This is a genomic window from Limnohabitans planktonicus II-D5, from assembly GCF_001270065.2.
Taxonomy (GTDB): Bacteria; Pseudomonadota; Gammaproteobacteria; order Burkholderiales; family Burkholderiaceae_C; genus Limnohabitans_A; species Limnohabitans_A planktonicus.
Window position 1 is genome coordinate 63,121 of the sequence record NZ_LFYT02000013.1, and the last position, 19,379, is coordinate 82,499.

Consider the following 19,379-nt stretch of genomic DNA (forward strand, 5'->3'; position numbering starts at 1 on the left):
TCCAAAGCCGCACAACTCCCTCACCCCATCGCCCGCACCGTCTCCGACGGGCTTTCGCCGTAGTAGTTTTTGTACAGCCCTGCAAAGCGCCCCAAGTGCCAGAAGCCGTGGCCCATGGCGACTTCGGTCACGCTGCCGGTTTGCAGTTGCAAAGCCCGGCGGGCTTTGGCCAGGCGACGCAGGGTGATCAGGCGCTGCGGGGCCATGCCGTAGGTTTGCAAGAAGGCACGCTCCAGTTGCCAGATGGGCACCTCCAGCGCCTCGCACAGCGCGTCGATGCGCAGCGGTGTGGTGGTGTTGTCCTGGGCCCACTGGTCCACCGACTGCAACAAGCGCTCTCGGGTTTGCAGGCTCAGCGCAGCGCTGCTGCTGGGCTGACGCCAGCGCCTGGCCAACTCGCTCCACAGGATGTGCTGCAGCTGCTCGTGCGCCTGGTCCACCAAAGCCGCGTCCAGGTCGAGCTGCCGATTGGGGCCCAACACGCTCGACAACTCCACCAGTTGCTGCAGCGCCTGCGGCGGCAGCTGACCGGGCAGATGCAAGGCGCTCACGCCCGGGGCCATGTGCAGGCCCAGGGCCTCTAGTTTGTGCGGCGGCATTTGCACGCCCACCCACTGCGCCTGCGGCGGCAGGCTGATGCACATGTCGCGGCCAGGCGCATAGACCACCAGGTCGCCGTTGCGCAGCTCCTGGCCTTGCACGCGCCACACACCGTGGCCATGCAAAAAAATGCCCACCGACAGCCACTCGGGCGAGAGGTCACCCTGGGCCAGCAGGGCCAAGTTGTACTGACCCCAGTCAGTACGGCATTGGGCGCTGATGCTGTGCACGATCTGCCCGCCAAAGCGCCCGGGCTGCAGTTGCACATGCTCAAGAAAACCCTCTTGCAACGCCAGCACCAAGGCCTGCGGATCGAAGGCGTTCAGTTGGGTCACAAAACCGGCAGAGGTAGGCGTTGGCAAAGACATGGTGTGTGCAGACAATCCGAAATTGGATGCTTGGGTGCAAGCTCTGTCAATCGGATCTGACCCGTATGCGGCGGCGCAAGTAAGGTCGCCATTCGAGGGTAAATACCCAGCGCACAACGCAGGCTTTGCCGAAATCTGGATAGTCAGCCGCTTGGCCGCTTTCTAGACTGCAAGGGTCTTTCATCGATAAAAACAGGAGACCCTGATGAGCACTGAATTCGATTACATCGTGGTGGGCGGCGGCTCGGCCGGTTGCGTTGTGGCCTCGCGCCTGAGCGAAGACCCGAACGTGAGCGTGTGCCTGCTGGAAGTGGGCGGCCCGGACAAGAGCATCTTTATTCATGCGCCTGCCGGTGTCGTGGCCATGCTGCCGATTCCGTTCAACAACTGGGCCTTCAAAACCGTGCCGCAAAAGGGCTTGAACGGTCGCCAGGGCTACCAGCCACGCGGCAAGGTGCTGGGCGGCTCCAGCTCCATCAACGCCATGCTCTATGTGCGGGGCGGCCGCCAAGACTACGACCACTGGGCCGAGCTGGGCAACACCGGCTGGTCTTACCAGGATGTACTGCCTTACTTCAAAAAAGCCGAGCACAACGAAACCCACACCGACAGCGAATACCACGGCACGGGCGGCCCGCAAAACGTGGCCGAGCTGCGCAGCCCCAGCGCGGTCAACAAAATGTTCCTCGACGCCTGCGCCCTGCACGGCATTCCGTACAACCCTGACTACAACGGGGCCGAGCAGTTTGGCGCGTTCATGTACCAGGTCTTCCACAAAAACGGAGAGCGCCACAGCGCGGCCAAGGCCTACATCACGCCCCACCTGTCGCGCCCCAACCTGAGCGTCAAGACAAACACCGTCACCACGAAAATCTTGTTTGAAGGCACGCGCGCGGTGGGCGTGCGCATCGACCAAGGCGGCCAGGTGAGCGAATTACGCGCACGCCGCGAAGTGATTGTGTCGGCCGGGGCCTTTGGCTCGCCGCAACTGCTCATGGCCTCGGGCGTGGGGCCAGCGGCCGAGCTGCAGCGCCACGGCATCCCGGTGGTGCACGCGCTCGAAGGCGTGGGCAAAAACCTGCACGACCACATCGACCATGTGCAGACCTGGCGTGCGCCCAGCAACTCCGAGACCTTTGGCGTGTCGGCCACGGGTACCGTCAAGGTCACAAAGGCCATTGGCGAGTGGAAGAAAAAACGCACGGGTCTGGTCACCAGCACCTTTGCCGAATCGGGCGCGTTTTTTCGGTCTTCACCCGAGGTGCAAACGCCCGACCTGCAGCTGGTGTTTGTGGTCGGCATCGTGGACGACCACAGCCGCAAGATGCACTTGGGCCACGGCTTTTCTTGCCACGTCGACGTGATCCGCCCGCACAGCCGGGGAAGCGTCACGCTGGCCGGCCCCGATGTGCGCACCGCGCCGCTGATCGACCCGAACTTTCTGGGCGACGAGCGCGACCTGGACCTGCTGGTCAAAGGCGTTCAGATCCAGCAAACCATCATCGAGTCCCAACCCTTTGACGCCATTCGCGGCAAGATGCTCTACCCGGTGGACAAGAACGACAAAGCCGCCATTGCGGCCGACATCCGCCGCCGCGCCGACACGCAATACCACCCGGTGGGCACCTGCAAGATGGGCCCGGCCAGTAACCCACTGGCCGTGGTCGATGCCCAGCTGCGCGTGCACGGCCTGCAAGGCCTGCGCGTGGTGGATGCGTCCATCATGCCCACGGTGTGCAGTGGCAACACCAATGCGCCTACCATCATGATTGGCGAGAAAGCCGCCGATCTGATTCGCCAAGCCTGAAACCCCTACCAAGACCGCCTGACATGCAAACACTGCCCACCCTGGCCGAGTGCCAATCCAGTCTGGACCTTGACCTGCAGACCCTGGCCGAGCACCGCAGCCGCTGGGTGCAAACCTCGGTGGCCGAGCGCATCGCCATCCTGAACGAGATCAAGGATGCCCTGCTGCCTGTGGCGCAGGCCTGGGCCGAGAAAGCTTCGCGCCAAAAAGGCATTCCGGCTGGCTCGCCGCTCGAAGGCGAGGAGTGGCTGTCGGGGCCTTACACCGTCATGGCGTATTGCAACCAGATGATGGCCACGCTGTCCCAGGTGCAAGGCAAGCAGCACCTGAGCGGCCTGCCCCTGCGCGAGCTGCCCAACGGGCAACTGGCCGCCCGCGTGTTGCCGCATTCCTTGTGGGACCATTTGCTGCTGAGCGGCGTCAAGCTCGATGTGTGGATGCAGCCGGGCGTGACCCGCGCCAACCTGGCCCAGCACACGGCCGCCATTTACGACCCGGCCAGCCCGCAGCACAAGACTGGCAAATTGGGGCTGGTGCTGGGCGCGGGCAACATCGCGGCCATCGCACCGCTGGATGTGTTCCACAAGCTGTTTGCCGAAAACGAAGTGGCGATGCTGAAGATGAACCCGGTCAACGATTACCTGATCGAGTTTCTGGATGCCGCGCTCAAACCGCTGATCGACCGGGGCTTTGTGCGCATCGTGCGCGGCGGCACCGATGTGGGGCAATACCTGTGCAATCACCCGCTGGTGGAGACGCTGCACATCACGGGTGCTGGGGCATCACACGACGCCATCGTCTGGGGCCCTGGTGAACAGGGCCGCGCCAACAAGGCTGCCAATACGCCCATCAACACCCGCCAGATCACCTCGGAGTTGGGCGCGGTGTGCCCGACCATCGTGGTGCCAGGCCCTTGGTCGGCGGCCGACATCCGGTTTCAGGCCGAACAAGTGGCCACGCAAAAACTGCACAACTCGGGCTTCAACTGCGTGGCTTGCCAAGTGCTGGTGCTGCCCAAAGACTGGGCGCAAAAATCTGCCTTTGTGCAGGCACTCGAAGGCGTGATCCAAAACGCCTTCCCTCGTGGCCTGTACTACCCCGGCGCACCCGAGCGCCTGGCCGAGTTCTGCACGAACAACCCCACCTTCAAAACCCTCAAGCGCCCCGATGGACAAGATCTGGTCATGTCCACGCTGGACCTGGGCAACGCCAAAGCGCGCAGCACCGAGGTGTTTGCGCCTGCGCTCAACGTGGTCGAAATCGGCGGGCAAGACGCCGAGGCCTATCTGATCGCCGCGATCGAGATGGCCAACAGCCAGCTGTACGGCACTTTGGGCGCGAACATCGTGATCCACCCCAGCACCATCGCCCAGATCGGACGCCCGCGCTTTGAAGCCATCTTGGCCGATCTGCGCTACGGCACCATCGCCATCAACGCCTGGACGGGCTTGGGCTTTTTGTCGGCGCAGTCCCCCTGGGGCGCGTTTCCGGGGCACTCGCTGGACGATGTGCAAAGCGGCATCGGCGTTGTGCACAACACCATGCTGTTCGACAAGACCGAACGCGCCGTGGTCGAAGCGCCGTTTCGCCCCTTCCCGCGCAACCTGCTGAGTTTGTCGTTCACCCTGCTGCCGCGCCCACCCTGGTTTGTGACCAACCGCAAAGGGGCCATTCTGGGCCAATTGCTGGTGGCGTTTCAGCACCGTCCCAGCTTGCTGAAAATGCCGCGCATTTTCTGGAATGCCTTGTTGGGGTAACAACAAAACTGACCAAGGGGCTGATGATCCGCCCGCCGAGCTGTCTACACTGAGGCCATGATCCAAGGCCTCGTCCAACTCTTCCTCTTTCAAGCCCTCGGCGAGTTGCTGTCCAAATTCGCCCTGCCCTTCATCCCGGGGCCCGTGCTGGGCCTTGTTTTGCTGCTGGCATTTTTGGCCCTGCGCGGCCATGTGCCTGCGTCCATGGACATGGTGGGCAGCGGCATCTTGCAGCACCTGGGGCTCTTGTTCATTCCAGCGTCGGTGGGTGTGGTGCTTTACCTGCCCCTGTTGCAGGCCAACGCCTGGGCCATCACAGCGGCGCTGGTGCTGAGCGTGGTGGCCACAGTGGCGGTGACCGCCTTGGTGCTCAAACTGTTCGCCAAAAAGGACAGCGAACCATGAACAACACCCTGCCGCCGATTTCCGACATTTGGGTCTACCTCTCGGGCAGCCCGCTGCTGGCCTTGGTGCTCACGCTCAGCGCTTACCTGCTGGGTCTGACCGTGTACGAACGCAGCCAGCGCAACCCGCTGGCCAACCCGGTGCTGATCGCGGTGGTGGTGGTGTGCATCGGCATCAGCGTGATCGACATGCCCTATGCCCAATATTTTGAAGGCGCACAGTTTGTGCACTTCTTGCTGGGAACGGCCACGGTGTCGCTGGCCATTCCCATCTACAAAGGCTTTGCCTCGCTCAAGGGGCGCATGGGTGTGTTGCTGCTGTCGCTCATGGCGGGCGGCGTGACCTCGGTGCTGACGGCCGTGGGGGTGGCGCGTTGGCTGGGCGTGGATGAAGCGTTGGTGCGCGGGCTGGTCGCCAAATCGGTCACTGCGCCGATTGCCATGGGCATTGCCGAACGCGTACAAGCCTCACCCACCCTGACCGCCATCTTTGCGGTGAGCACAGGCATCTTGGGTGCGGTGCTGGGCCGCTATGTGCTCGACGCCCTGCGCGTGACGGCCTGGTGGCAACGCGGCTTTGCCCTGGGCGTGGCCGCACACGGCATTGGCACCTCACGCGCTTTCAGCGTGAATGCCGAGGCCGGTGCCTATGCCAGCTTGGGCATGGGGCTGCACGGTATTGCGGGTGCGGTGCTGATTCCGTATGCGGTGGCCTGGTGGTTTTGAACGCGGTGTCAAATTGCGCAATTTAGTCATTTAGGTTAATTTGAAAGACATAATCGGTGCTCCCCGAGCCATGCGCGCCCGCGTGTCGCCCTCGCCGATTTCCGATGACCGAACAGCGCCATGCACCGTACCATTTTTGACACCCCCATCGTCAACACCACCTTGCGCGGCATCTCGCTGGCATTTCTCAAAGTCACAGGCTGGAAGATCGAGGGCAGTTTGCCTGCCGGTGTCACCAAATGCGTGGTCATTGCTGCGCCGCACACCAGCAACTGGGATCTGCCCTACACCCTGATGGTGGCGTATGTGTTGCGCCTGCAGATTTACTGGATGGGCAAAAGCAGCATCTTCTCGTTTCCCTTTGGACCGCTCATGCGCTGGCTGGGCGGCATTGCGGTCAACCGATCGCAAGCCTCGAACCTGGTGGACTCTTGTGCGCAAGAATTGGTCAAAGCCGATGGCGCGGTGCACTTGGTGGTGCCCCCCGAAGGCACACGCAGCAAAACCCGCTATTGGAAAACCGGCTTTTATTACATCGCGCTGCAAGCGCAGGTGCCCATCGTGATGGCCTACATGGACTACTCGCGCAAACTCAGCGGCCTGGGCCCGCTGTTCTACCCTACAGGGGACATCGAGAAAGACATGGTCGCCATCAAGGCGTTTTATGCGCCTTTCAAGGGTAAAAACGCAGACCAGTTTGAAACGCCACCTGAGAACCCTTAAGTCTCATATGCTCACACCCTTGATCGGCGTGAGCATGGGTCGTTTGATCGATATGACCCGCTAAGGGCACATCCACAACACACTCAATCGGTCTTGGCACCCGCCTGGAACCAGCGCCCCAGCATGGCACGGTCTTCTTCGGTCAGGCCCGTAGCGTTGCCCATGGGCATTTGCTTGGTCACCACCACTTGCTGGTAGATGTTTTGGGCGTGCTGCTTGACCAGCTCAGGGCTGTCCAGGCGCACGTTTTTCATCTGCACCTGTGCACCGTGGCAGCTGATGCAGTGCTGACTCACCAGGCTTTGAACCTGCGCAAAACTCACGGGCGCTGCGGGCACTGCGGAAACTGGCGCAGGGGCTGGTTTCAAGGCCACGATCACGCCCAAAATCATCACCACGCCCACCGCTGCAAAAGGCCAAGGGTTGGACGCGCGGCCCAGGTGGTAGGCGTGGCGTTGCACAAAGAATTGGCGAATCAAGGCACCGGCCAGCATCATCACAAACAGCAGCACCCAGCGCTGCTCGTGCGTGTACAAAAAGCTGTAGTGGTTGCTCAGCATCGCAAAGATGACGGGCAGCGTGAAGTAGGTGTTGTGCACGCTGCGCTGCTTGCCGCGCTTGCCGTGGATGGCCAGCGCGTTGGCGTCATACGTCTCGCCGCTGGTCATGGCCGCCACCACTTTGCGTTGGCCAGGGATGATCCAGAAAAACACGTTGGCGCTCATGGCGGTGGCGATCATCGCGCCCACCAGCAAGAAAGCGGCCCGGCCTGCAAACAGCTCATTGGCCAACCAGGAACAAAACGCCACCACCACGATCATCAGGCCCGCGACGATCAGCTCACCGTTTTTGCGGAAGCCAAACACGCGGCAAATGATGTCGTACACGAACCAGAAGGCCACCAACATGCCCACGGCGGCCGATCCGGCCATCACGGGCGTCCAGTCCATGAGCGATTTGTCGATCAGAAAAGTACCCGCGTTGTAGAGGTACAGCACGGTGAACAGCGCAAAGCCGCTCAGCCAGGTGGAGTAACTTTCCCAATAGAACCAATGGAGCTTGGTGTGGATCTTTTTGGGGGCCACCATGTACTTTTGGGGGTTGTAAAAACCGCCGCCGTGCACCGCCCACATCGCGCCACCCACGCCTTTTTCGAGCAGGTCGGGTGAGTTGGGTTTTTGCAGGTTGTTGTCCAGAAAGACAAAGTAAAACGAGGAGCCAATCCAGGCGATGGCGGTGATGACATGCACCCATCGCAGCAACAAATTGGCCCATTCCAGCAGATACGTTTCCATGAAGGATTCTCCAACCCCCTCACCACCGCGGGCCCTGTGAGTGGGTATTCGGTCGCGAACATGAATCCGAAAATCCTTGCGCCGCTGCGACCAGTGCACCGAAGTGTATACAGTTTTAAGCTGCGAATCCAGCGCCTCGGTCCCCTATGGACTCAGGGTAAACCAGTGCGCCTGACTCAAAGCGTTTGCAAAAGTTGTGCCGCCACCGCCACGGCAATGACTTCGGGCTCTTTGCCCGTGATGCCCGGCACGCCAATCGGGCAAGTGATGCGGGCGATCTCTTCGGCCGTGAAACCCCGGTCCTCCAGGCGGTGCCTGAAGGTGGCCCATTTGGTCTGGCTGCCAATCAGCCCGACAAAGGGCAAATCGTCCTGCGCACGCAGTCGCTTGAGGCAGGCCACCACAATGTCCAGGTCTTCGGCATGGCTGAAACTCATGATCAGCACCCGGCTGCCCGCGGCCAGATCGGCCACCGCAGCTTGCACCGGATTGGAATGCTCGCAGTCCACATCTTTTGGAACATCGGCCGGAAAAATCTCGTCGCGGCTGTCGATCCAGCGCACCGCAAAGGGCAATGAGGCCAGTGTGTGCACCAAAGCCTTGCCCACATGCCCCCCACCAAACAGCGCCAGCGGGGTGCGCGGGGGCATCAGCAAGGTGCGTAGACGCGCCATGTCGGCTGCGTCCACCCGCTCCATGGTCAATTCCACCACCCCGCCGCAGCACTGCCCCAAACTGGGGCCCAGCACTTGGCGCAAGGCCGTTTGCTCGGTCTGCCCGGCCAACAAGCGCCTTGCATGCGACAAGGCCTGAAACTCCAGATGTCCGCCGCCAATCGTGCCCAATTCGCCGTTGACGAACACCAGCATGTGCGTACCAGGCCCACGTGGCACAGAGCCTTGCGTGGCATTCACCGTCACCAGCACAGCCTGCTCAGTGTTCAGCCGCTTGAGGGCTTGCTCGATCCAATTCACGCTATTTATCCATTCAAAGTTGGGTATGGCCTCTGGCTTGCTCATCCAGGCGGGACGGTGCCACAATCGTTGCCACCACCGAGTATGCCAAGGACAATGGCTAGCCATGAAACCACGTTCACACCCCATTCACCGCCCCCTGACCCACAGCCTGCTGGCCGTGGGCGCTGTGTCCTTGGCCTTATTGAGCGGCTGCAACACGCCGCCGCCTGCGGTGAAACCCCCACCGCCACCAGCACCTCAGCCTGCAGCCAAAATGCCAGAACCCGGCGTGGCACCTAACGGCCCCACATCCTTGGCCCGAAACAGCAAAGAATACCGAAAAGATGCTGCTGGCCATTTGTACGGCATGCACGCGGACCGCATTTACAAAGGCCGCATGCCGCCCTTGCTCGAAGCTGTGGGGGTCCTGAATGTGGACATCGATCAAAAAGGCTCGGTCAAGGCGGTGAACTGGATGCGTGCACCCAAGCATGTACCCCACGTCATGGCCGAGATCGAGCGCATGGTCAAAGCTTCAGCGCCCTACCCCGTGCCCAAGCACATGAGCCAGGTCACCTACACCGATGTGTGGCTGTGGCACAAAAGCGGGAAATTTCAGCTCGACACTTTGACTGAAGGTCAGGACTGAAGTCACGCACAGCAGCAAGCCCATGTGAAGGGCTTGCGACATCAACAGCGGGGTCTTTCACTCGTCGCAAATTGCCACGACAAGGCTTTTTCTCGAACCAAAGCCTCACTTTTCTTCCGGGGCCTCAAACAGCCTTCATGGTGCCCACCTTGGCGCGGTCACGGGAAAGGGCTTCACGGTCAGAAATGCGCCGGAACCACAAGGTGGCCAGGCTCGAGGTGACGATGATGAACAGGGAATAGAGCACCGGAATCAACAGCACCTGTTGCTGCTGCATACCGGTAAAGGTTAAGGTGACGATCAGCACACCAAGTGGGCCGTTCTGAATACCTGTCTCCAGCGCAATGGTTCGGGCTCGACGCTTGTCCTGTCGCACCAGCCGGGCAAAGGTGTAGCCCACGGCAAAGCCAAACACGCCCAGACCGATCGCCCCGAAGTACACCTGCCACGGCGTCGTGAGCAGAAGTTGCCAGTTGCGAGGCACCCAGGAAACCATCAGAAAGAAAATGACGAGCACCCCGAGCACGCCACCCAGCAACTCCAATGTGGCGCCCATGTTGGGGTTGAGCTTGCGCAGGCCCATGCCGATGGCAGTGGGCACCAGCAAGACAAACAGCACCTGTGCCACATTTTCAGGGGGGATCTTCCAGTTGCCATCGATGCCCATGCTGAAGAAACCCAAAGTCAGGGGCACCATCACCACAGCCAGCAAGGTCGAGACAATCGTCATCAACAGGGACAGCGACAGTACACCCTTGCTGAAATAGTTGAAGATATTGCTCGTGGTGCCACCAGGCAAACAGGCCATGAGGATCAGACCGACGGCATAGGCATACCACTGGGAGGCCTCCTGTGAGGCATTGGGCAGCAGCACCAGATGGGCCAGCGCAAAGCCGACAATCGGGGTCAGCAAGTAGGTGGTGACCACGCCAATGCCAATGCCTACCGGCCTCTTGAGCGCGATCATGAAGTCCTTGAGGGTCAAGGATGCGCCCATGCCCAGCATGATGATCATCATCATCACGCCCAGCAGTTTGGTTTCAAATTCGGTGACCATATCAAACTCCGCTGTAGCGCTCAGGCGCGGTTGAATTCATTTTTGACTTCGGCTTTGAGGTCCTTGCGCAGCACCTTGCCAATCGGGGACTTGGGCAGCTCATCGCGCAGCACCACCGAGCTGGGACGCTTGTACGCGGCCAGGTGTTGCTTGCAGTGCGCCAGCACGTCTTCGGTGCTCAGTTGCCCAGCATGATCAGGATTGGGCACTACATAGGCGCGAACGGCCTCACCCGTGCGATCGTCGGGCATGCCGACCACGGCCACCTCGAGCACCGCATCCATCTGCGCGATCACGTCTTCCACTTCACTGGGGTAAACGTTGAAGCCCGAGACCAGCACCATGTCTTTCTTGCGGTCCACGATGCGCAAAAAGCCCTCGGCATCCATCACCCCGATGTCGCCTGTCGCAAACCATCCGCCATGCATCACGTTGGCGGTTTCAGCCTCGTTTTGCCAATAGCCTTGCATGACCTGCGGGCCGCGCACCCAGATCTCGCCAGGCTCGCCCACGGGCACGTCTTGACCGGTCTCGGACACCAAGCGCACATCGGTGCCGGGGGCCGGGATGCCGATGCTGCCCACACGCGGCTCGCCGCTGAGCGGGTTGAAGCTCACCACGGGCGATGTTTCGGTCAGGCCATAACCTTCGGCGATGGGTGTGCCAGTGACTTCGCGCCAACGCTGCGCCACGGCGCTGTGCAAGGCGGTGCCGCCTGCGATCGAGGCCTTCAAGTGCCTGGGCGGGTAGGCCAGAAACCACTCTTCATTGAGCAGGCCATTGAACAAGGTGTTCACGCCCGTCATCCAGGTCAGCGGGTAGTTTTCGACGGCACGTTGCAAGTTCTGCACCGGGCGAGGGCTGGGCACCAAAATGTTGTGCGCACCGATGGCCAGGAAGCCCAGCAAATTGGCCGTGAAGGCGAAGATGTGGTACAGCGGCAGCGCGGTCAGCACGCACTCCTGACCGGGGCTCATGTGGGTTGCGCCCATGGACAGCATTTGCTGCACGTTGCTCAGCAAATTGCCATGGCTGATCATGGCCCCCTTGCTCACGCCGGTGGTGCCGCCGGTGTATTGCAGCAGGGCCAGATCGTTCGGCTGAAGGTCTTGCCAATAATTTTTGGCAGGCTGCTGGGCCAAGCTGGCGCGGCCCTGAGCCAGCGCCGCTTGCAGGCGCACATGCGGCACCGTCACGGGCGGCAGCACCTTGCTCCAGACCTTTTGCACGCCGCGGATGATGCCGCGCGGAATGGCCGGGAAAAACTCGGGCACGCCCGCCAGCACGATGTGTTTCACACCCGTTTGCGCCAACACCTCGGGCAGTTTGTCGGCAAACATGTCGACCACCACCAGCGCCTTGGCCTGGCAGTTGTTGAACTGGTGCACCATCTCATTGATGGTGTACAAGGGGTTGGTATTGACCAGCACGCAACCGGCCTTGAGCACACCAAAAGCCACCACCGGATAAGACAAGCTGTTGGGCAACTGCACCGCCACACGGTCACCCCGGGCCAAACCCAAAGTACCGCGCAAATAACCGGCAAACGCGTCCGACAAGGCATCGACTTGCGCAAAACTCAAACTGCCGTTCATGCCGTTGGGCACGACGCAGGTGAAGGCCGCCTTGGCCTGGCTGTCACGCGCCCAGCGGGTGCAGTGGTCGTGGATCAAATGCGCCAGGCTCTGGTACTCGGGCGCAGGCAAATCGGGGGCAATGCCCACCAGGGGGTAAACCGCTTGCCACGGGCGTGAGGCGCTCGTGGGGTCTGGGGTCGAGCTCATGAAGGTCCTTGGGGTCAGAGATGAAACAGTTGGGATGGACAAGGCGGTGCAAGAGTGGCTGCAAAGAGACTCGCTGCGCCACTTGGTACGGGTTTGACACCCACAAAAAACGGCCGCCTGAGAGAGCGGCCATTATTGACGCGATCGGACTGAAAAAACCCTGAAACACCGCCTCAAATAAGGGTGTTTTCCCTGATCAAAAACCCTCTGTCATGCGGGTGTTTGCTGCTCGTGGGCCGCGCTGGGCAACAAAGTCAAAATGAGCGTGGTGGCCACCGAAAAACAAGCCAGCAGCAAGAGTGAGCTGCCAAAGCCCATGGCCTTGACCACCGGCCCCAAGGCCCAGACCGACAAGGAGCTGACCGCAAACGACACGCCCAGGCGCATGCCCGACACGCGCGAGCGCAAGCGGTCGTCCACATAGCGGGCGATCAGAAAATCGGTAAACGGGATCGCCCCGAAGATGAACACCATCACCCCAATGAGCGCCGCAAACAGCCACCAGCCTTGCGCCTGGGAGGCCAACACCAACATGGGGATCTGCGCCATCACCATGAACATGAAAAAGCGTTTGAGCGGAAACCGGTTGATGAGGTGCCCCACCACCACTTGGGCGACTGAGGCCACGGCGTAGACCAAGGCCAGCAAGAGGCCCAAGCTGGCCGGGTCTTCCATGACGCCCTTGAAGCGCTCGGTGATCAAAGGCCCATTGCCGTTGGTCGTGAAATTGAACAGCACGCTGCTGGTGATGGCCGCTGCCGTCATGACCACCAGCGCACGCGCCAACATGGGTGCGGGCAGGCTCACTTTGGCGCCGCCCTTGCGCTTGGCGGGCGACGTCAACTCTTGCGGACAAGCGCGGGCAAACACCCAGCCGCAGACCAAGGCCAAGACACCCGGCACCACAAAGGCCGCACGCCAGCCCTGCCACTGGATCAAAAAGCCCGTGAGCAAAGCCGCCACCGCCACGCCCAGGTTGCCCGACAGGCCATTGAAGCCAATGGTGGCACCGGGGTTGGCTGCGCGCTCGAGCAGCATGGGAATGCCCACCGGGTGGTAAATGGATGCGAACACGCCGATCAGCGTCAGGCATGCAGCCAGCTGCCAGGGTGTTTGTGCAAAGGCCGTGAGGATGGAGGCCGCACCAATGCCCAAAAAGAAGACCAGCATCATGCTGCGACGGCCCCACAAATCACCCAAGCGCCCGGCGGGTAAAGAACCCAGACCGAACATGAAAAACGCGCCCGCGCCGTAAGGCATCAGGTCTTGCCATTGGGCCAGGCCCATGTCGAGGGCGATGGTGCTGACCGCCGCCGCAAAAATCAGCAAAAACAAATGGTCCAGCGCGTGCGCGATGTTGAGCAGGCCCCGCACCACACGGGGGTGGTCGGCAGCTTGTTCGGGTCCGGGGGCGGCAGAAGTGGTCAAGGTTGTCATGGTCGATGATTGATCCGGCACGCTCAAGTTTGAGTTTTTTGCGCCTACATTGCTTATAGATTCGGCCCGATGAAGTCTGAGCCGTTTGTTGCCCATTGGGAGGATTTTGTGGGAGCTTGCCAGCCAAGCGAAAAGCCCGTGGTCCACAAGCGTCTGATCGCCAGCAGGGCTAGCTCCCACAAGGTGCAAGATTGAAGTCACCCTGCAAACTTCACAGGGCCGGATCAATCATTGCTTGCGACGGTCAGCTTTCAGGCCAGGTGACGCTCATCCCCGCCAATAGGCACCAACACTGTGCGCCGAAGGACGCTTGAACGCTGTCGCTTTGGTCACAGCGTGAGAGCATCAGGCTGCATTCACAAAGGCGCGTTGGCTGGGGCTTTGGCGTCCCAGATGTTCGATCGCCAATACACCGCCATGGCACCTGTGAGCAGCAGGCCCAGGGCCGAATATGCCCCCGCCGTGGTGGCATAACCCCAACGGTCAATCAAGGGGCCCGACAGCAGCAAACCCAAAGGCAGGCCCCAGATGGCCAGCATGCGCATGCCCATCACCCGGCCCCGGTAGGCGGGCTCTGTGGCGCGCAGCATCACGGCCGCCAGCGGCGTCATGCTCAGGCTTTGCGCCAGGCCCGCCACCCACAGCAAGGCCATGCCCACGCCCAAATGGGTGCTGAAGGCGAACAGCACATCCACCGCAAACCACACCGCCCCGGCCAGCACCATGGTTTGCGCAGCGCGAAACGCAAAGCGGTGGGAACTGAGCACCACCGAGCCCACCAGGCCCCCAAAGGCAAAGCTTGCGCCCAGCCAGCCCAGCCCCGTCTGGTCGGTCAGGTAAATGTTTTTGGCGACATAGGGCAACAAACCCAAAGAGAAGGGAAAGGCCAAGAGGTTGACCAAAAACGCCAAAGCCATGGCCGCCATCAGTACCGGTCGCGTCCACACATAGCCAAAAGCCAACTGCAAGTCGCGCACGGGCGACACACGCACGGCGTCATGGGCTGAGGCGGGCACGTCAGACACGCCGCGAGAGAGCACAAAACTGAGGGTGTAGAGCGCGGTGATCAGGGCATAGGCCCAGGTCATGCCCAGCCAGGCCACCACACCGGCACCGGCCAAAGCGCCCGCAATGCGGGCCGAATCCGAGGTGATGCGCGAGATGCCCAAGGCACCCAGCAAATGTCGGGGCGGCAAAGTCTGCGCGATCAGCGCATTGCGCATCATCATGTCCGACGGCCGCACCAGGCCAGCCAAAGCGGCCATCATCAACACGATCATGGGCGTGAGGGCTTGCAACCAGGCCAGCAGCATGAAAGTGGCGGCCAGCGCCGCATAGAGTGCTCGCGACAGGACCAGCATGCGCCGATACCCCAGCCTGTCGCCCACCACGCCAAACAAGGGCGAGACCAAAGAACCCAGGTACTGCAAGGAGCCAAACACCACCAGCATCATGACCGAGCCCGACTCGACCAGGATGAACCAGCCCAGCACGATGGACTCCATCTCGAAGGCCCAGGAGGTGGCCAGGTCGGCAGGCCACTGAAAGCGGAAACTCCGGACCCGGAACGGGTCGCGCCAGTGCATGGCAGGTGGGGTTGTGGCCGGGGAGGCTGAAGAGGTCAACGTGGCGGCCTTGTGCCCAGCTGCAAACTCTGCAAGACCTCAAGCGGGTATGGGCTGCGGGTCATGCTGGGGCTGCGATCAGTCTTGCCCAGCCCGAGAAGACTGATGGGAGGGCTCGTCGTTTTGAGATGGGGATTTCGCTGGCGCAGGCTCGGCCATGAAACACATCTTCTCGCCATCCCAGCGCTGGCCACACCAGCACAGGCCTTCGGCGTTGATGATGCAAGTGCCAGTGCCGCAGCACCGTGGATCGTCTGACATGGGCCTGCTCCTGAAACGTATTGAGTGATGGTCTGCAGGATGCCTGAAATCGTGTCAGGCATCCCACATGGGACATTACATCCCTGCAGTGGCCTTTGCTTTTTCGCACGCCATCAGGATGCGCTCGGGCGTGGCCGGAGCGTCCATGTAGACCACGGTTTTGTGGTCAGCGCTGGCAGCCACCGCATCGCGCAAGGCGAAGAAGGCCGACAAGCCCAACATCAAAGGCGGCTCGCCCGTGGCCTTGCTGTTGAAAGGCGTGGGTTTGAGGTTGGCGTTGTCGAACAAGCTCACATTGAAGTGCTCTGGAATGTCGCCCGCCACCGGAATTTTGTACGTGCTGGGGCCGTGCGTGAGCAATTTACCCTTCTTGTCCCAAATGCACTCTTCCATGGTCAGCCAGCCCATGCCTTGCACATAAGCGCCTTCGATCTGGCCTTTGTCCAATGCGGGGTTGATGCTGCGGCCCACGTCGTGCACGATGTCCACGGCCTTGAGCCACCACTCGCCCGTGCGGGTGTCGATTTCCACTTCGCTCACGGCAGCGCCGTAGCAGTAGTAATAGAACGCACGGCCATTCAGGGTGGCGAAGTCGTATTTGATTTCGGGCGTCATATAGAAACCCGTGACCGACAAACCCACACGTTCCATGTACGCTTGTTTGGTCAAGTCGGCCCACTTCACAGCTTTACTACCGCCGTGGACTTCGTTGTTCGCGAAAGTCACATCAACTTCAGCACAGCCCAACATGCGGGCCGCCACGGGCTTCAAGCGCTCGCGCATCTGCATCGTCGCGTTCATGATGGCCGCGCCGTTGATGTCGGCACCGCTCGAAGCCGAAGTGGCCGAAGCGTTGGGCACTTTTTGCGAATCGGTCGCGGTGATCCGCACATGGTCCACGCTGATGCCCAAACCATCGGCACAGACCTGCGCCATCTTGGTATTCAGGCCCTGGCCCATTTCGGTGCCACCGTGGTTGCAGCTGACCGAGCCGTCCATATAAACCACCAGCAGCGCGCCGCCCTGGTTCAGGTGCGTGGCGGTGAAGCTGATGCCGAACTTCAAAGGCACGAGCGCCATGCCGCGTTTGCGGGTTTTGCTCTTGGCATTAAAGGCATGCACGGCGGCACGGCGCTCGGCGTATTTCGACTCGTGCTCGACCTGGTCGATCACCTTGTCACCCACCCAGTCTTCAATCAACTGGTTGTATTGGGTGGTCATAGTGTCGGGCGTGCCGCTGATGGCGGGGTCTTTGTAGAGGTTGAGTTTGCGCACTTGCAGTGGGTCTTTGCCCAAAGTCATGGCGATCTCGTCCATCACCGTCTCGATGCCGAACATGCCTTGTGGGCCGCCGAAGCCCCGGAAAGCTGTGGCGCTTTGGGTGTTGGTTTTGCAGCGGTGGCTGACCAGCTTGAGCGCTGGCAGATGGTAAGTGTTGTCGATGTGCAAGCAAGCACGGTCGTTCACAGGGCCAGAATAGTCGGTGCTGTAACCGCAGCGTGACATGAGCGTGATGTTGGCACCCAGCACGCGGCCGTTGTCGTCAAAGCCCACTTCGTAGTCGATGCGGAAATCGTGGCGCTTGCCGGTGATGGTCATGTCGTCGTCGCGGTTCACACGCAGCTTGACCGGTTTTTGCAGCTTGTGCGCAGCCAAGGCGGCGCTTTGGCTGAAGATGCTGGCGTTGCCTTCTTTGCCGCCAAAGCCACCACCCATGCGGCGGCAGATCACCTCCACATCGTTGGTGTGCAGGTTCAAGGCGTGTGCGGCTTCGCGCTGGTTGCCATCAGGATGCTGGGTCGACACGTACAAGGTGAGCTGGCCGTCTTCCTTGGGCACCGCATAAGTGATCTGGCCTTCCAGATAGAACTGTTCTTGCTGGCCGGTGTTGGTGCTGCCTTTGATTTTGTGAGGCGCGTTGGCAATGGCTGCGGCGGCGTCACCACGCGTGATGCCTTTTGGCGGCATGATGAAGCTGCTGGCGGCCATCGCCTCTTCGATGGTCAAGATGGGTGTGAGTTCTTTGACCAGCACCTTGGCCTTTTTGGCGGCTTCGCGGGCGTAGAGCATTTCACGCGCCACGACAACGGCCACGGCTTGGCCGATGAACTCGACCTTGCCATCGGCGAGGAAAGGATCGTCATGGATGATGGGGCCGCAGTTGTTTTCGCCGGGAATATCTTTGGCGGTGTAGACCGCGACAACGCCGTGTTCCTTGAGGATGGCTGCGCGGTCGATGCCGTCGCCCATCAACTCGCCATGCGCCACGGGCGACAAGATAAGCGCGGCATACAAAGTGCCCGCGTGTTCAGGGATGTCATCGATGTAAGTGGCAGATCCAGTCACATGCAAGTGCGCAGACTCATGCACCAGCTCTTTGCCCTGCTGAACGTCAGAAGCAGGCAACAGGTTTTTGATGGGGGTAGGAGCGTTCATTCAAGCCACCTCTTTCTGTTCTTCGATGAATTCCAAAGCCAAGTTGCGGGCCACCAAGGCGCGATATGCCCACGTGGCGCGCAAGCCGTCACGGGCGGTGAAGCTGGCGGTAATCGCTGCGTCCAAATCGGCCGATTTCACATCAGCGGGCAACTTGCCCTCGAGCACGGCTTCCAGTTTGGGCGCACGGCAAGGCGATGGGGCCAGGCCGTTGTAGGCCAGCTTCACGCCGCTCAACTTACCGTCTTTCAGCATGTAGCTGATGGCCGCACAGGTGGCCGAAATGTCTTGCTCAAAACGCTTGCTCACCTTGTGGGCTCGGAACACCTGACCGGCCACGGGCTTGGGCAATTCGACGGCTTCGATGAACTCGCCGGGCTCCATCACGTTTTTCTTCATGCCGGTGTAGAAGTTGTCCAGCAGCACCTTGCGGGTCTTGTCGCCTCGGCGCAGCACCAGGCTGGCACCCAGCGCCATCAGGCATGGCATGGTGTCGCCAATGGGTGAACCGTTGGCGATGTTGCCCGCCAGCGTGGCCGTGGAGCGGATGGGGGGTGAGCCAAAGCGGCGCAGCACTTCGGTGAAGTCGGGGTAAGCCTGGGCCACCAGCGCTTCGACCTGCGTGAGCGACACGGCCGCACCAATGCGCCAGGCGCTGGCGGTCTCGGTCACTTGGCGCAGCTCATTGACGTTGCCCAAATACATGATGTGCTCGGGTCGGCTGAACTGTTTGTTGACCTGCAGGCCGATTTCGGTACTGCCTGCCAAGAGCGTGGTGCTGGGGTTCTTGACCAAATAGTCGGCCACTTCAGTGATGGTGGCGGGCGAGACGAATTCGTTGCCTTTGCGGGTGCGCACCACCGGCTGCACGATGATGTCGCCGTCCAGGCTCAGTGTGGGCACGCTGGCGCGTTTGATTTCTTTGAGCAAAGGCACATCGGCGCTGTCGTCGATCTTGAGCGCCTCGGGCTTGGCGCAAGCCTTGGTGGCCGATTCGATGATCGGCTTGTAGCCAGTGCAGCGGCACAGGTTGCCGCTGAGCGAATCGGTGATCTGCTGGCGGTTGGGCATGGGCAAGACCTGCACCAGGTTCACCAGGCTCATCACGATGCCGGGGGTGCAAAAGCCGCACTGCGAGCCGTGGCACTTGATCATTTCTGCCTGCACCGGGTGCAGCGTGCCGTCGGCTTTTTTCAGGCTCTCAACGGTTTTGACCGATTTGCCGTCCAGCGAAGGCAGCAACTGGATGCAGGCGTTGGTGGCCACATAGTCCACGCCCGTGCCTGCGGCGTTGAGCTCACCCACCATGACCACACAAGCGCCGCAATCGCCTTCAGCGCAGCCCTCTTTGGTGCCGGTGCGGTGCATTTGCTCACGCAAATAGTCCAGAACAGTGGTGGTGCGGCGCTCGCCTTGGGCTTCGACGATACGGCCGTCGAGCACAAAGCGCACGGTGTTGGTGACTTGGGTCATGGTGCGGGGGGGGAGGTAAAT

The 19,379-nt window shown here is 61.1% G+C and carries 16 protein-coding genes; 6 read left to right on the forward strand and 10 right to left on the reverse strand.

What is annotated here, in order from left to right; all coding sequences use genetic code 11:
• Positions 1–20 precede the first annotated feature (20 nt).
• Positions 21–968 (reverse strand): helix-turn-helix transcriptional regulator, encoded by a 948-nt coding sequence (locus H663_RS31785; protein ID WP_133240013.1) that lies wholly within the window; start codon positions 966–968, stop codon positions 21–23.
• A gap of 205 nt (positions 969–1,173) precedes the next feature.
• Between H663_RS31785 and H663_RS31790 the strand changes: the two genes are divergently transcribed.
• From H663_RS31790 to H663_RS31810, 5 genes are all read left to right on the forward strand, one after another.
• The gene (locus tag H663_RS31790) at positions 1,174–2,775 is read left to right on the forward strand and encodes a GMC family oxidoreductase (RefSeq protein WP_053174937.1); all 1,602 of its coding nucleotides are present in this window, start codon (positions 1,174–1,176) and stop codon (positions 2,773–2,775) included.
• Between the two features lie 23 nt (positions 2,776–2,798).
• Positions 2,799–4,532 carry an aldehyde dehydrogenase family protein gene (locus H663_RS31795; protein WP_053174936.1) on the forward strand — a complete coding sequence of 578 codons (1,734 nt, stop codon included), beginning with the start codon at positions 2,799–2,801 and terminating at the stop codon, positions 4,530–4,532.
• Between the two features lie 57 nt (positions 4,533–4,589).
• Complete coding sequence (locus H663_RS31800) at positions 4,590–4,937, forward strand: CidA/LrgA family protein (protein ID WP_053174935.1); 348 nt, start codon at positions 4,590–4,592, stop codon at positions 4,935–4,937.
• Positions 4,934–5,662, forward strand: a complete 729-nt coding sequence (locus H663_RS31805; protein ID WP_053174932.1) for an LrgB family protein — start codon at positions 4,934–4,936, stop codon at positions 5,660–5,662. The genes H663_RS31800 and H663_RS31805 overlap by 4 nt, the downstream gene beginning before the upstream one ends.
• A 120-nt stretch (positions 5,663–5,782) precedes the next feature.
• The gene (locus tag H663_RS31810; protein ID WP_053174929.1) at positions 5,783–6,385 is read left to right on the forward strand and encodes a lysophospholipid acyltransferase family protein; all 603 of its coding nucleotides are present in this window, start codon (positions 5,783–5,785) and stop codon (positions 6,383–6,385) included.
• Between the two features lie 83 nt (positions 6,386–6,468).
• On the opposite strand, the gene H663_RS31815 is transcribed toward H663_RS31810, so the two are convergent.
• Both H663_RS31815 and xdhC read right to left on the reverse strand, forming a co-directional pair.
• Positions 6,469–7,680, reverse strand: coding sequence for a urate hydroxylase PuuD (locus H663_RS31815; protein WP_053174925.1), 1,212 nt, complete (start codon positions 7,678–7,680; stop codon positions 6,469–6,471).
• A 176-nt stretch (positions 7,681–7,856) separates the two neighbouring features.
• Entirely contained in the window at positions 7,857–8,654 is a 798-nt protein-coding gene (gene xdhC, locus H663_RS31820; RefSeq protein ID WP_116695862.1) for a xanthine dehydrogenase accessory protein XdhC, read from the reverse strand.
• A 106-nt stretch (positions 8,655–8,760) separates the two neighbouring features.
• Here xdhC and H663_RS31825 point away from each other — a divergent pair, with 106 nt between their 5' ends.
• Positions 8,761–9,285, forward strand: coding sequence for a hypothetical protein (locus H663_RS31825; protein WP_053174920.1), 525 nt, complete (start codon positions 8,761–8,763; stop codon positions 9,283–9,285).
• A 124-nt stretch (positions 9,286–9,409) separates the two neighbouring features.
• Here H663_RS31825 and H663_RS31830 read toward each other — a convergent pair whose 3' ends face one another.
• From H663_RS31830 to xdhA, 7 genes are all read right to left on the reverse strand, one after another.
• Positions 9,410–10,342, reverse strand: a complete 933-nt coding sequence (locus tag H663_RS31830; protein ID WP_053174917.1) for a bile acid:sodium symporter family protein — start codon at positions 10,340–10,342, stop codon at positions 9,410–9,412.
• Between the two features lie 20 nt (positions 10,343–10,362).
• Complete coding sequence (locus tag H663_RS31835) at positions 10,363–12,126, reverse strand: AMP-binding protein (protein ID WP_053174914.1); 1,764 nt, start codon at positions 12,124–12,126, stop codon at positions 10,363–10,365.
• A 210-nt stretch (positions 12,127–12,336) separates the two neighbouring features.
• The gene (locus tag H663_RS31840; protein ID WP_053174911.1) at positions 12,337–13,563 is read right to left on the reverse strand and encodes an MFS transporter; all 1,227 of its coding nucleotides are present in this window, start codon (positions 13,561–13,563) and stop codon (positions 12,337–12,339) included.
• A 356-nt stretch (positions 13,564–13,919) separates the two neighbouring features.
• The gene (locus tag H663_RS31845; RefSeq protein WP_205872718.1) at positions 13,920–15,188 is read right to left on the reverse strand and encodes an MFS transporter; all 1,269 of its coding nucleotides are present in this window, start codon (positions 15,186–15,188) and stop codon (positions 13,920–13,922) included.
• 78 nt (positions 15,189–15,266) lie between these two features.
• Positions 15,267–15,449, reverse strand: a complete 183-nt coding sequence (locus H663_RS31850) for a hypothetical protein (RefSeq protein WP_083451276.1) — start codon at positions 15,447–15,449, stop codon at positions 15,267–15,269.
• 75 nt (positions 15,450–15,524) lie between these two features.
• Positions 15,525–17,885 (reverse strand): xanthine dehydrogenase molybdopterin binding subunit, encoded by a 2,361-nt coding sequence (gene xdhB, locus H663_RS31855; RefSeq protein WP_053174905.1) that lies wholly within the window; start codon positions 17,883–17,885, stop codon positions 15,525–15,527.
• Complete coding sequence (gene xdhA / locus H663_RS31860) at positions 17,886–19,358, reverse strand: xanthine dehydrogenase small subunit (protein WP_053174901.1); 1,473 nt, start codon at positions 19,356–19,358, stop codon at positions 17,886–17,888.
• Positions 19,359–19,379 lie beyond the last annotated feature (21 nt).